Raw genomic sequence first — 13460 nt, 5'->3', positions numbered from 1 at the left:
GTCAAGCGTCCCAGAGCGCTCCGAGGGTCAGCAGATCCCCCCGGTACTCGATCCGGTCCGCCCACTGTGTCGGCCACGCGTCGGCGCCCAGGTAGGCGCCGGCGAACGCGCCGGCCAGGCATGCGATCGAGTCGGAGTCACCGGACGTACAGGCGGCCCGGCGCAGGGCCGTCAACGGCTCGTCGACGAACCACAGGAAGCAGAGCAGCCCGGTGGCCATGGCCTCTTCGGCGATCCAGCCCTCGCCCGTGGCCAGGCAGGGGTCGGTCTCGGGCGAGACGGTCCGTACGGCCTCCTGAAGGCGGTCCAGGATCCCCAGGCACTCGTCCCAGCCGCGCGCGATGAAGTGCTCGGGCGTCGGGTCCTGGCTGCGCGTCCACAGATCGCCGAGCCAGCGCTCGTGGTACCGGCTGCGGTTCTCGTGGGCGTACGACCGCAGCAGCCCGACCAGTCCGGTCGGCTCGGCGCCCTGCGCGAGCAGGCGTACGGCGTGCGCGGTCAGGTCGGACGCGGCGAGCGCCGTCGGATGCCCGTGGGTGAGGGCGGACTGCAACTGGGCGGCGCCCGCCCGCTGTTCGTCGCTGAGGCCGGGGATGAGCCCGAGCGGCGCCACGCGCATGTTGGCACCGCAGCCCTTGGAGCCGATCTGGCTGGCGTCCTGCCAGGGCCTGCTCTCGTCCTTCAGCAGATTGCAGGCGACGAGGCAGGTCCGGCCCGGAGCGCGGTTGTTCTCCGGTGACTGGTACCAGTCGACGAACTCCTCCCGCACCGGCCGCTCCAGCCGCTTCGGCCCGAGCACCCCTCGGTCCATCGCCGTCCGCAGCCCCTTCCCCAGCGCCAGCGTCATCTGCGTGTCGTCGGTGACGATCGCCGGGGTCGGCAGGTCCATCTCGGCCCACGGTCCGCACTTGGCGAGGATCGAGGGGACGTCGTTGAACTCGGTCGGGAAGCCGAGCGCGTCCCCGAGGGCGAGGCCGAGCAGGGAGCCGGTGGCGGCGCGCTTGCGGACGGTGGTCGTGGTCATGTGGGGCGTCCTTCCGAGGTCGGCCGGAACAGGGGCGGGTGGAGGGTGGCGGCGGTGCCGGCGCGGTACAGCGCGGCCGGTTTGCCGCGGCCGCCGGTGAGCCGGGCGGCGCCGGGCACGGCTTCGACGAAGCCCGGCGTGGCGAGGACCTTGCGGCGGAAGTTGGGCCGGTCGAGGGCGGTGCCCCACACCGTCTCGTACACCTGTTGCAGCTCGCCGAGCGTGAACTCGGGCGGGCAGAAGGCGGTGGCGAGACAGGTGTACTCGAGCTTGGCGCCGACGCGGTCATGGGCGTCGGCCAGGATCCGGTCGTGGTCGAAGGCGAGGGGGCGCGCCGTGTCGTACGGCACCCAGCGCGCCTGTGCCGCGTCGCTGCCGCCGTGCGGTTCGGGCGGATGGGGCAGCAGCGCGGCGAAGGCGACCGTCACGACCCGCATCCGGGGGTCGCGGTCGGGCTCGCTGTAGGTCCGCAGCTGCTCCAGGTGCAGCCCGGATACGTCCGACAGGCCGGTCTCCTCGGCGAGTTCACGCCGGGCCGCCGTCTCCGCCGACTCGTCGGGCTGCACGAAACCGCCGGGCAGCGCCCAGTGGCCCTGGTACGGCTCCTGCCCGCGTTCCACGAGCAGGACGTGCAGGGCGCCGTCGCGGAGGGTGAGGACGGCGAGGTCGGCGGTGACGGCGAAGGGTTCGTGCGCGTACTTGTCGTACTCCATGTCCATGCGAACCCACCCCCTCGACAGCCTTTATAGTCACCACGACTATAAAGAGGGCGGGGGTAACGGCACAACCCCGGTCAGGCAAAGGACTCGCGACGGCCCAGGAAGGCCAGCAGCAGGACATCGGCACGCGCGCGTGCCGGCACCTCGACCGGCGCGGCGAACCGCACCCCCCGGTCCTCCTCCGCGACCACGCGGCGGCCGACGGCCAGCAGGTCGGCCGCGAGGGCGACCGGGATGGTTCGCGGCCTACCGCCGGCCTGGGCGACGTCCCACCCGTGCACGGCGATCTCGACGGCGCCCACGGCTGCCGCGCGCGTGCGCGGTGGGATACGGCCCGATCCGACCGCCGGTCAGGCCCTCGTACAAGGCGTCCAACGAGTCGTCGAGGTGCCCGAGCAGCTCCCCCGGATCCCACTCGGCACACGGCGTCCCGCGCCTCAGGCTCCCGGCCTGCACACCAGCGACGCTGCCGAGCGCGTAGGCGAGTGAACGCTCCAGCAGCTCGCCGGAGTTCATGACAGACCCCACAAGGCCCTCACCGGCCCCTCAGACGCCGTACGAGGCTCCTGAGGGCTGGTGGGGCGTACGCGCTCCCCGCGTTCCGTCGTGGTCGTCCTCATGCCCGCTCCCTCCGTCACGGACAACGACCGGCGGAGAGGCGAAAACACATCGGCCGGTCCCGGGACACCACCCGGAACCGGCCTGTGCGCACGCGTACGGACTACAGATCGACTTCCTGCATCAGCATGCCGACCTCGGTGTTCGACAGCCGCCGCAGCCAGCCCGACTTCTGGTCGCCGAGGGTGATCGGCCCGAAGGCGACGCGCACCAGCTTGTCGACCGGGAAGCCGGCCTCCGCCAGCATCCGGCGCACGATGTGCTTGCGCCCCTCGTGCAGGGTCACCTCGACGAGGTAGTTCTTGCCGGTCTGCTCGACGACCCGGAAGTGGTCCGCGCGCGCGTACCCGTCCTCCAGCTGGATGCCGTCCTTGAGCTGCTTGCCCAGGTCGCGCGGGATCGGGCCCACGATGTGCGCGAGATAGACCTTCTTCACGCCGTACTTGGGGTGGGTCAGCCGGTGGGCCAGCTCGCCGTGGTTGGTGAGCAGGATGACGCCCTCGGTCTCGGTGTCGAGCCGCCCGACGTGGAACAGCCGCGTCTCGCGGTTGGTCACGTAGTCACCGAGGCACTGCCGGCCCTCGTTGTCCTCCATCGTCGACACGACACCGGCCGGCTTGTTCAACGAGAAGAACTGGTACGACTGCGTGGCGACCGTCAGCCCGTCGACCCTGACCTCGTCCTTCTCCGGGTCGACCCGCTTGCCCTGCTCCAGCACGATCTCGCCGTTGACCTCGACCCGCGCCTGCTCGATGAGCTCCTCACAGGCACGCCGCGAGCCGTAACCGGCGCGGGCGAGGATCTTCTGAAGCCGCTCGCCCTCCTGCTCGGCACCCGGGAAGGTCTTGGGCAGCTTGACGTCCTTCTTGCCCGCGTACCGCTCCCGGTTGCGCTCCTCGGCGCGCGCGTCGTACTCACGCGAGGTCGCCGGGACCGAACGGCCGCGCCCGGTGCCCTGGCCCTGCCGGGGCCCGCCCTTGGCGCCACCGCGCGCGGACGCGCCGCGCCCCGTCTTCGGCCCTTCCTGGGAGGCCCCGGGGCCCACGTCGTAGCGCCGCTCCTCCGGGCGCGGCTTCTTCGGCCGGCCGCCCTGCTTGTCGTCGCGGTTGCCACCGGCGCCACGGGGATTACCGCGGCCACCGCTGCTCCCGCCGCGGCCGCCGCTGTTGCCACCACGGCTCCCGCCGTTGTTTCCGCTGCTGTTCCTGCCGCTGCTGCTTCGCATCAAAGTTCCGTCTGGTCGTCTACGTCGTCGGTACCCCGGCTCACCGAGGTGCCCGGACCGTCATCTGGAGCGTCCGGGTCGAACGACGGCACTCCTTCCTGGGTCTCGGCCTCGATCGCCTCAGCCTCCGGGAGGAAGGGCGCGAGCTCCGGGAGCTCGTCCAGGCCGCGCAGGCCCATCCGCTCCAGGAAGTAGTTCGTCGTCCTGTACAGGATCGCACCTGTTTCGGGTTCCGTGCCCGCCTCCTCGACCAGCCCGCGCTGGAGGAGGGTGCGCATGACCCCGTCGCAGTTCACTCCGCGCACGGCCGAGACCCGGCTGCGGCTGACCGGCTGGCGGTAGGCGACGACCGCGAGCGTCTCCAGTGCGGCCTGGGTGAGCCGGGCGGTCTGCCCGTCCAGCACCAGCCGCTCCACGGCGGCCGCGTACTCGGGGCGGGTGTAGAAACGCCAGCCGCCCGCGACGAACCGCAGCTCGAAGCCGCGCCCCTGCGTGACGTAGTCGTCGGCCAGCTCCCGCAGGGCGTCGGCGATCTGCCGGCGCGGCCGCTCCAGAAGCTTCGCGAGACGCTCCTCGGTCGCGGGCTCGTCCACGACCATGAGCATCGCCTCCAGGGCGGGCTTGAGGTCGAGGTCGGCGACGCCGCGCAGCCCGACCGGAAGCCCGGTGATCTCCTCACTCACGCCTTCTTCTCCTCCTTGGGCAGCTCGGGCGGCCGGTCGAACTCGTCGGTCACCGTGGGCGCCTCTTCCCCGTCGCCGCCGGTCCAGCGCACGACGAGCTCCCCGAGCGCGGTCTCCTGGTCGAGGGCCACGGCCTTCTCCCGGTACAGCTCCAGAAGTGCCAGGAATCGCGCTACGACGGTGAGGGTGTCGTCGGTGTCCTCGATGAGCGCCCGGAAGCTGGCCTCGCCGAGTTCCTTGAGCCGCGCGACGACGATCCCGGCCTGCTCCTGCACGCTGACCAGCGGCGCGTGGATGTGGTCGACGTAGACCTGCGGCTTGGGCCTGGGCTGCATCGCCTTGACGGCGAGCTTGGCGAATCCTTCCGCCCCGATGCTGATGACGACTTCGGGCAACAGCTCGGCGTGGTGCGGCTCCAGCCCGACGGTCCGCGGATACCGCCGGGCCTCGTCGTCGAGCCGCCGGCTGAAGATATCGGCGATCTGTTTGTACGCCCGGTACTGCAGCAGCCGCGCGAACAGCAGGTCCCTCGCCTCCAGCAGCGCGAGGTCGCCCTCGTCCTCCACCTCGGCGGCGGGCAGCAGCCGGGCCGCCTTCAGGTCGAGCAAGGTGGCCGCGACCACGAGGAACTCGGTCGTCTCGTCCAGGTCCCAGTCGGACCCCATCGCCCGGATGTGTGCCATGAACTCGTCGGTCACCTTGGACAGAGCGACTTCGGTGACGTCGAGCTTGTGCTTGGAGATCAGCTGGAGGAGGAGGTCGAAGGGGCCCTCGAAGTTGGAGAGGCGGACCTTGAAGACACCGTCGTCGGGTTCCTGGGCGTCGGCGCCGACTTGTGGAGGCTCAGGGGCGGCCGACGGCGGTCCGGGATCCGGCTCCGGGAGTTGTGCCGGTTCGGCGACCGGCGGCTCGTGCTCCGGCTCGGCGTCGACCACCGTCGAGCTCTCCGCGGGAGGCTCGCCCGGCTCAGCCGGTGGAGCCGGCGGTGCCGCCCCCGGGCCCCGCCCCAGCGCACGCCGTCGGCCGGCTGCTGCGCCGGAGGCCGAGGCGGGAACGTCGTTCGAGGTCATGGCCCCCGCAGGCTACCGCTACCGCCCGCGAAGTCGTCGTACGAGGATGCTGGCGTCTCCCCGGCTCTCCAGATCCGCGAGGACCACGGCCACCGCCTCGCGGACAATCCGCCCGCGGTCGACGGCCAGCCCGTGCTCACCGCGGAGCACCAGACGAGCGTGCTCCAGATCCATGAGCTCCTCGGCGGAGACGTACACGGTGATCTTCTCGTCGTGCCGTTCGCGACCACTGGGCCGACGCGAGGCGGACCGCCCGCGCTTGCGCGGCGCAGCCGCGGCGGCACCGGAGCCGGCGGAACCGCCGGGGGCACCCGCCCCCGCGGGGGCGGCAGAACCTTCCTGCGCCCCCTGACGCCGCCCGGAGCGCTCCGTGGCCGCGCTCCGGCTGCGCGACTCACCGGCGTCGACCGACTCCGCGTCGGCCGCCACATGTTCCGCGCCGTCGCCGTCACCGCCCTGCACGGGCACCGACTGCGGCGCGTCCTCCGCGGCGGCAGCGGCATCGCTCTCCCCCGCGGGAGCCGGCACCCGGGCCTCGCCGTTGGCGGGGCGCCGGGGAGTGGACGGCTGGAGCGCCATACCCCCTGTCGTACGGAACAGTTCGTCGGCCCCCGGCAGACTCACTCGGCGTGACACCGGGCGAGCACCTCCCTGGCGAGCTGGCGATAGGCGGCGGCACCGACGGAGTTGGACGCGTACGTGGTGATCGGCTCACCGGCGACCGTGGTCTCCGGGAAGCGGACCGTGCGCCCGATGACCGTGTGGTAGACGTGATCGTCGAAGGCCTCGACGACGCGCGCGAGCACCTCGCGACTGTGCACGGTGCGCGAGTCGTACATCGTGGCCAGGATCCCGTCGAGCTCCAGCTCGGGGTTGAGCCGCTCCTGGACCTTCTCGATGGTCTCGGTCAGCAGCGCCACGCCTCGGAGGGCGAAGAACTCGCACTCCAGGGGCACGATCACCTTGTGGGCGGCCGTCAGCGCGTTCACCGTGAGCAGACCCAGCGAGGGCTGACAGTCGATGACGATGAAGTCGTAGTCGGGCAGCAGCGGCTTCAGGGCGCGCTGGAGCGTCGACTCGCGCGCGACCTCGCTCACCAGCTGGACCTCGGCGGCGGACAGGTCGATGTTGCTCGGGAGCAGGTCCATGTTGGGGACCGCCGTCTTCAGGAGCACCTCGTCGGCCGACATGCCCCGCTCCATGAGCAGGTTGTAGACCGTGAGGTCGAGCTCCATCGGATTGACGCCGAGTCCGACCGAGAGCGCGCCCTGGGGGTCGAAGTCGACGAGCAGGACCCGGCGTCCGTATTCCGCGAGTGCCGCACCCAGGTTGATGGTCGACGTCGTCTTGCCGACGCCGCCCTTCTGGTTGCACATCGCGATGATCTTCGCGGGGCCGTGGTCGGTCAGCGGACCCGGGATCGGGAAGTACGGCAGCGGACGCCCGGTCGGGCCGATGCGCTCGCGGCGCTGGCGGGCAGCGTCGGGCGCGAGGGTGGCCGCGTACTCGGGGTCGGGCTCGTACTCCGCGTCGGGGTCGTAGAAGTGCCCGTCGGGCAGTTCGTCGTAGTCGGCGAATTGGTTGTGGGGCGCGCCACTTCCGTCGCCGGCCATGGCGTTCACGTGATGGCCATCCATGCTCTGGTGTGCTGTCTGAGTCAACCCTGAGATCTGGTGACTCTGGTGGGCTGCGAAGGTGCGCACCGCAACGGAGCCGACAGCCTCGAATCCCGCGGGACCCTGGCCCCGTACCGGCATTCCTGGTTGACCACCCCCGGGAGAAAATGTCGACTCATTCACAAGTCGTCTTACCTCCTTGGTGACCAGGAAACTTCTAGACAGGTCAGCGTGGCACCATGCCGACAGTCGGCGACTCTATGGCGTGTCGGTGGTCCGCAGCAACACAATCCGCCGGACCGAGCAGATGTGTCGACAATGAAACATCCCGCTGTCAAGGGCGTACGGCCGTCGCACGGCAGGTTTCACGGGTGTGCGAATCGGGCGAAGGGTTGCGTTCGAGGCGAGTTGACCGAGAGTCGCAAAGTGACCATACACACATCCGGCCGGACCTTTTCGGGCAAGGTCCGGCCGGGTGCGTGCGGTTGACGACTCGTGTTGACGTATCGCCTTTACCAGATAGTGACTTAACCGATCGGCTCAGCCGAGCAGCGTTTCGAGCTCCACGTGCTCCAGGCCGTGCGCCTCCGCGACCTCCCGGTAAACCACCTTGCCGTCATGCGTGTTGAGGCCCTTGGCCAGCGCGGCGTCGCGGCGCAGCGCCTCCGCCCAGCCCTTGTTGGCGAGTTCGAGGATGTACGGCAGCGTGGCGTTGGTCAGCGCGTAGGTGGAGGTGTTGGGTACCGCGCCCGGCATGTTGGCGACGCAGTAGAAGACCGAGTCGTGGACCGGGAAGGTCGGCTCGGCGTGCGTGGTGGGACGCGAGTCCTCGAAGCAACCGCCCTGGTCGATCGCGATGTCGACAAGGACACTTCCCGCCTTCATCCGGGAGACCAGCTCGTTGGTGACGAGCTTCGGGGCCTTGGCGCCCGGGATGAGGACCGCACCGATGACGAGGTCGGCCTCGAGGCAGGCCTTCTCCAGTTCGAGGGCGTTGGAGACGACGGTCTGGATCTTCGTGCCGAAGACCTTGTCCGCCTCCTTGAGCTTGTTGATGTCCTTGTCGAGCAGGGTCACGTGGAAGCCCATGCCGATGGCGATCTGCGCGGCGTTCCAGCCGGAGACGCCACCGCCGATCACGACGGCCCGGCCGGCCAGCACACCCGGGACGCCGCCCGGCAGCACTCCGCGGCCGCCGTTGGCGCGCATCAGGTGGTAGGCGCCGACCTGCGGGGCGAGCCGGCCGGCCACCTCGGACATGGGGGCGAGCAGCGGCAGGGCCCGGGAGGGCAGCTCGACCGTCTCGTAGGCGATCGCCGTGGTGCCGGACTCCACGAGGGCGTCCGTGCACTCCTTGGAGGCGGCCAGGTGCAGGTAGGTGAAGAGCGTCTGGTCCTTGCGGAGGCGGTGGTACTCCTCGGCGATGGGCTCCTTGACCTTCAGCAGCAGGTCGGCCACGGCCCACACCTCGTCGGCGGTCGCCAGGATCCGGGCGCCTGCGGCGACGTACTCGCTGTCCGGGATCGACGAGCCGACACCGGCGCCCTGCTCGATGACGACCTGGTGGCCGTGGCGCACCAGCTCGTGCACGCCTGCGGGGGTGATGGCCACCCGGAACTCGTTGTTCTTGACCTCGCGGGGGATGCCGACCTTCACGTCGATCACGGTCCTTGGCTCAGAGGGTGTGGGGCATTACAAGACATACCCAGGCATGCGGGGGCACACCGGGGTACACCGCAGGAGAAGGTGCGGCAGAGCCAGTCTAATGAAGGTGTTCCCGCTGTCTAGCCTTTCATTGCATCAATCTTCAGCGGATGCACTACGGATTTCGTAGGCGTTAGTGCCGTGTTCCGGCTTGAATGCCTGTTGCCGGGGCTCAGACGCTGCCGCATCGGACTCCAGAGGGTCCTCCTTCAGCATCCGCTCGGCCGCGCCGCGGTGCAGCTGCGCGGCCGATGAATCACCGAGGCGGTCCAGGGTGTCGGCGAGCCGCAGATGCAGGGCGCCCTGGAGCCGTACGTCCTCGGCACGCCGCGCGCACTCCACCGCCTCCTGGCAGGTGCGCAGCGACTCCTCGGGCCGCCCGGCGTACTCCTGGACCCGCGCCAGCTCGCTCAACGCCCTCGCGTGCCCGGCGACATCGCCGTGCTTGCGGTGCCCGGCGATGGCGGCCCGCCAACTGCGCAGGGCGTCGCCGTACCGCCCCGCGTAGGTGTGCGCCTCGCCGATACGGCCGTACAGCCGGGCGACGTCGGGCCGCTCGCCGCGGGCCAGCCGCTGGGCCAGGGCACGGCCGAACCAGTCGGCGGCCCGGTCGTAGTCCCCGAGCTCCAGGTGGGCGCCGCCTACGGATTCCATCGCGCGGCCGGTGGCATACGGGTCGTTCGCCTCCCGTCCGGCGTCCAGCGCGGCCCGGTAACGCACCAGCGCCTCGCGGGTACGCCCCGTCCGGGCGTCGAGGTCGCCGAGGTTCAGCAGGGCGGCGGCCTTCTCGCGGGGCAGCTTCCGGCGCTCGGCCACGTCGAGGACCAGCGCGTGGATGTCGTACAGGTCACCGGCGGCCGCCTGGGTGCCGTGGTGCGCCACCATCGCCCTGACCAGCTGGGACATCAGGCGGCGCGCGAGGGTGTCCAGCTCCCCGTCGGCGACCGCGGCACGGGCCGAGGCCAGCAGGGCGGGCCTGCGGATGCTCAGCCACTCGGCGGCCGCCCGCGGGTTGGGGAAGCGCAGGGCCTGGGGCAGGCCGAGGAGCTTCTGCCGGGTCTCGGGGCTGTCGGTCTCGGTGATCGCCCGGCAGGACTGAAGCAGCCGCACGGTCCGCTCCAGCATCCGGGCGCGGGCGAGCTGGAGCTCGGCGGGACGGTCCTGGGTCTCGGTGAGGGCCTTCAGGAACCGGTGCAGGCACGCCGGGACCTCGTACTGCGGCAACGGCGAGTCGACGGGGCGCAGCAGGCCGATGGCGACGATGTCCTCCAGCGTGGCGCGGGCGCCGTCCACCGAGCAGCCGGCGAGCGCGGAGGCGGTGTGCGGGTCGACGAGGCCGCCGGGGGCGAGGGTGAGCAACCGCAGCATCCGGGCGGCGGGGGTCGGCAGGGCGCCGTAGACGAGGCGGAAGACCCGGCCGAGCGGTGTGCCCTCCTCGCCCTCGGCGCGCAGCTGCTTGGCCAGGTCGGAGACGGCCACCTTGGGGCGGGAGGCGAGCCAGCCGCCGGCCAGGGTCAGCGCGGCGGGCTGGCCCTGGCACACCTCGACGAGGCCCTCGGCGGCACTGGGATCGACGGTGATGCGGACCGATCCGGCGTGCCGGGACAGCAGCTCCACCGCCGACTTGATGTCGAGGCCGCCGAGCGTGCAGGGCCGCACGTCCGAGATCCCGGTCAGCGGGCCCTGGGAGACGGCGACGGCCAGGCACTCCGGGGTGTCCGGCAGCAGGGCGTCGACCTGCTCGGCCTCGGCCGCGTCGTCCAGCAGGAGCAGGACCCGGCGGTCGGCGAGGGCCTCGCGGAGCGCCGCCGTCAGGTCGTCCTCGGCGGCGCCGGCGGGGGTCGGCCGGTCCAGGGCGGTGAGCAGCGCGCGGGCGGTGCGCCCGACGGGGACGGGGGTGCCGTCGGGCTCGCTCAGGCGGGCGCGCAGCACGCCGTCCTCGTAACGGTCCGCCACCTGCTGGACGAGCTCCTCGGCGAGCGCCGAGCGACCCGAGCCGGGGCGGCCCGCGATGAGCAGCACGCGTGCGCGTGGCGCCTTGCGGCCGGAGAGGGTGTCCAGGCCCGCGCGCTCGATGTCGGCGCGAAGCTCCTTCAATTCGCGGGTGCGGCCCAGGAATTGGTGCGCGGCGGAGGCCCGGCCGAACACCTGCACGCCGCCTGTGTCCACGACCTGATCCGTCACGGGGCCACACTCCCGTCCCACCGCACGCGCAAGCCCGCCGGGACTCCGGTTCGGGCGTATTCAGAGCCTAGTTCACGCTCTGCTACGTTCCGGGCGGAGCGTGGCGGGCACGGCGGGGACATCCCCCGATCGGATCAGCCGATCTTCACACCGACGGCAGGCGGGGTGCGCGCGGGCAGCGAGGCCCGCGCTCGCTCAGGACTCGAAGGGGCGCGCCGGCCAGGGCGCCTCCGCCGGGCGCAGCGCGTCGAGCCCGTCGCCGCCCCGTGCGGCGGCCAGTGACAGGACGCCCACGACGAGGCAGTTGTTGTGCAGCTCGCCCGCGAGGACGCCCCGGAGCAGCTCGTCGACCGGCACGCGCGCGTGCTCCATGTCGGCCTCCTCGTCCTCCACCTCGAAGCGGTCGCCGTCCGCCTCGGACAGGCCACGGGCGAGGAAGATCCGCACGGCCTCGTCGCAACCGCCGGGGGTCGTGTAGACGTCCGTGAGCACCCGCCAGTCCTCGGCCTTGACGTGGGCCTCCTCGTACAGCTCACGCTGCGCGGCGTGCAGCGGGTTCTCGCCCGGGATGTCGAGCAGTCCGGCCGGGATCTCCCACAGCTTCTCGCGCACCGGGTGGCGGTACTGCTTGATGAGCAGGACGCGGTCCTCGGCGTCCAGGGCGAGGACGGCCACGGAGCCCGGGTGGACCTGGTAGTCGCGTCGCACCACCGAGCCGTCGGGCATGACCACGTCGTCCGTGCGGACGGAGGTCTTGTTGCCCACGAACGGGGTGTCCGTCGCGCGGATCTCCCACTCCTCGGGGGTGTCCTTGATCGTCATGCCCTGCCCTTCCACGTGCGCAAAGGAAAACCGGGGTGCCCACCTTTGAAGGTTTGCGCCCCGGCCACCGTACAACTGTCGTGCTACTTCGAATTCTTGCCGACGCCCTCGGCCTGCTGGCGCTCGACGGACGCCTTCACCAGCCCGGCGAACAGCGGGTGCGGGCGCGTCGGGCGCGAGCGCAGTTCGGGGTGGGCCTGCGTGGCCACCAGGTAAGGGTGGACCTCGCGCGGGTACTCCACGTACTCCACGAGCTTGCCGTCGGGCGACGTGCCGGAGAACAGGATGCCGGCCTTCTTCTCCAGCTCCGCGCGGTAGGCGTTGTTCACCTCGTACCGGTGACGGTGCCGCTCCTCGACGTACTCCTTGCCGTCGTACACCTCGCGCACGATCGAGCCCTCGGCCAGCTTGGCCGGGTACATGCCCAGCCGCATGGTGCCGCCCATGTCGCCCTCACCGGCGACGATGTCGAGCTGCTCGGCCATGGTGGAGATCACCGGGTGACCGGTGGCCGGGTCGAACTCGGTGGAGTTGGCGTCGGAGATGTCGGCGAGATGACGGGCCGCCTCGATCACGATGCACTGCAGGCCCAGGCAGAGGCCGAGCAGCGGGATCCGGTTCTCGCGGGCGTACTTGATCGCGCCGACCTTGCCCAGCACACCGCGGTCGCCGAAGCCGCCCGGGATGCAGATGCCGTCCACGTCGCCGAGCTGCTGCTTGGCGCCGGCCGGGGTCTTGCAGTCGTCGGACGTGACCCACTTGATCTTGACGCGGGCCTTGTTGGCGAAGCCTCCGGCCCGCAGCGCCTCGGTCACCGACAGGTAGGCGTCGGGCAGGTCGATGTACTTGCCGACCAGCGCGAGGGTGATCTCGTGGTCGGGGTTGTGGACGCGGTCGAGGAGGTCGTCCCAGGTCGTCCAGTCCACGTCGCGGAACGGCAGGTCCAGCTTGCGGACGACGTAGGCGTCCAGGCCCTCGCCGTGCACGGTCTTCGGGATGTCGTAGATGGAGCGGGCGTCGGGGCAGGCCACCACGGCCGCCTCGTCGACGTCGCACATCAGGCTGATCTTCCGCTTGATCGCGGTCGGCACCTCACGGTCGCAGCGCAGCACGATCGCATCTGGCTGAATACCGATGTTGCGCAGCGCCGCAACCGAGTGCTGGGTCGGCTTCGTCTTCAGCTCTCCCGAGGGACCGATGTACGGCAGGAGCGAGATGTGGACGACGAAGACGTTGTCACGGCCGACCTCGTGACGGACCTGGCGGACGGTCTCCAGGAACGGCAGCGACTCGATGTCGCCGACCGTGCCGCCGACCTCCGTGATCACGACGTCGACCTCGTCCGTCGCCATACGACGGATGCGGTGCTTGATCTCGTTGGTGATGTGGGGGATGACCTGCACGGTGTCGCCGAGGTACTCGCCGCGCCGCTCCTTGGCGATCACCGTCGAGTAGACCTGACCGGTGGTGACGTTCGCGGAGCCGTCGAGGTCGCGGTCGAGGAACCGCTCGTAGTGGCCGATGTCCAGGTCGGTCTCGGCGCCGTCGTTGGTGACGAACACCTCGCCGTGCTGGAAGGGGTTCATCGTGCCAGGGTCGACATTGAGGTACGGGTCCAGCTTCTGCATGACGACGCGCAGGCCCCGCGCCTTGAGGAGCATGCCGAGGCTGGAGGCCGTCAGGCCCTTGCCGAGCGAGGAGGCGACACCCCCGGTGACGAAGATGTGCTTGGTCGTCGTGGCTGCGTTGGATCGAAAAGCAGCGGGCGGCATAGCCAAGAGGGAACTCCCGTGGT

General features: G+C 71.0%; 12 protein-coding genes. All 12 read right to left on the bottom strand.

Features of this window, described 5'->3' with window-relative positions; all coding sequences use genetic code 11:
• Position 1: 1 nt before the first annotated feature.
• Positions 2–1024 carry an ADP-ribosylglycohydrolase family protein gene (locus ACFU95_RS38370; protein WP_383838193.1) on the bottom strand — a complete coding sequence of 341 codons (1023 nt, stop codon included), beginning with the start codon at positions 1022–1024 and terminating at the stop codon, positions 2–4.
• Positions 1021–1737: an NUDIX domain-containing protein gene (locus tag ACFU95_RS38365; RefSeq protein WP_383838281.1), complete on the bottom strand. Its 717-nt coding sequence runs from the start codon at positions 1735–1737 to the stop codon at positions 1021–1023. The genes ACFU95_RS38370 and ACFU95_RS38365 overlap by 4 nt, the downstream gene beginning before the upstream one ends.
• Positions 1738–1817: 80 nt before the next feature.
• A complete protein-coding gene (locus ACFU95_RS38360; RefSeq protein ID WP_383838190.1) occupies positions 1818–2045 on the bottom strand; it encodes a hypothetical protein in 228 nt (75 codons plus the stop codon).
• A gap of 419 nt (positions 2046–2464) precedes the next feature.
• Positions 2465–3586 carry a pseudouridine synthase gene (locus ACFU95_RS38355; protein ID WP_383838187.1) on the bottom strand — a complete coding sequence of 374 codons (1122 nt, stop codon included), beginning with the start codon at positions 3584–3586 and terminating at the stop codon, positions 2465–2467.
• The gene (scpB, locus tag ACFU95_RS38350; RefSeq protein WP_383838184.1) at positions 3586–4269 is read right to left on the bottom strand and encodes an SMC-Scp complex subunit ScpB; all 684 of its coding nucleotides are present in this window, start codon (positions 4267–4269) and stop codon (positions 3586–3588) included. The genes ACFU95_RS38355 and scpB overlap by 1 nt, the downstream gene beginning before the upstream one ends.
• Positions 4266–5339 carry a segregation/condensation protein A gene (locus ACFU95_RS38345; RefSeq protein ID WP_383838181.1) on the bottom strand — a complete coding sequence of 358 codons (1074 nt, stop codon included), beginning with the start codon at positions 5337–5339 and terminating at the stop codon, positions 4266–4268. The genes scpB and ACFU95_RS38345 overlap by 4 nt, the downstream gene beginning before the upstream one ends.
• An 18-nt stretch (positions 5340–5357) precedes the next feature.
• Entirely contained in the window at positions 5358–5975 is a 618-nt protein-coding gene (locus ACFU95_RS38340) for a hypothetical protein (protein WP_383838178.1), read from the bottom strand.
• Positions 5960–7096 carry a ParA family protein gene (locus ACFU95_RS38335; protein WP_078916304.1) on the bottom strand — a complete coding sequence of 379 codons (1137 nt, stop codon included), beginning with the start codon at positions 7094–7096 and terminating at the stop codon, positions 5960–5962. Before ACFU95_RS38335 ends, ACFU95_RS38340 begins: the two co-directional genes overlap by 16 nt.
• Before the next feature lie 399 nt (positions 7097–7495).
• A complete protein-coding gene (gene ald, locus ACFU95_RS38330) occupies positions 7496–8620 on the bottom strand; it encodes an alanine dehydrogenase (protein WP_383838174.1) in 1125 nt (374 codons plus the stop codon).
• A gap of 135 nt (positions 8621–8755) precedes the next feature.
• On the bottom strand, positions 8756–10843 hold the full coding sequence (locus tag ACFU95_RS38325) for a tetratricopeptide repeat protein (RefSeq protein ID WP_383838172.1): 2088 nt from the start codon (positions 10841–10843) through the stop codon (positions 8756–8758).
• Positions 10844–11038: 195 nt separating this feature from the next.
• Positions 11039–11665: an NUDIX domain-containing protein gene (locus ACFU95_RS38320; RefSeq protein WP_383838169.1), complete on the bottom strand. Its 627-nt coding sequence runs from the start codon at positions 11663–11665 to the stop codon at positions 11039–11041.
• A gap of 83 nt (positions 11666–11748) precedes the next feature.
• The gene (locus ACFU95_RS38315) at positions 11749–13437 is read right to left on the bottom strand and encodes a CTP synthase (protein WP_383838278.1); all 1689 of its coding nucleotides are present in this window, start codon (positions 13435–13437) and stop codon (positions 11749–11751) included.
• Between the last annotated feature and the right edge of the window lie 23 nt (positions 13438–13460).

Source organism: Streptomyces sp. NPDC057623 (genome assembly GCF_042800355.1).
Taxonomy (GTDB): domain Bacteria; phylum Actinomycetota; class Actinomycetes; order Streptomycetales; family Streptomycetaceae; genus Streptomyces.
The sequence above is the reverse complement of the archived record's forward strand: the minus strand, read 5'-3'. Positions and strand labels throughout refer to the sequence as shown.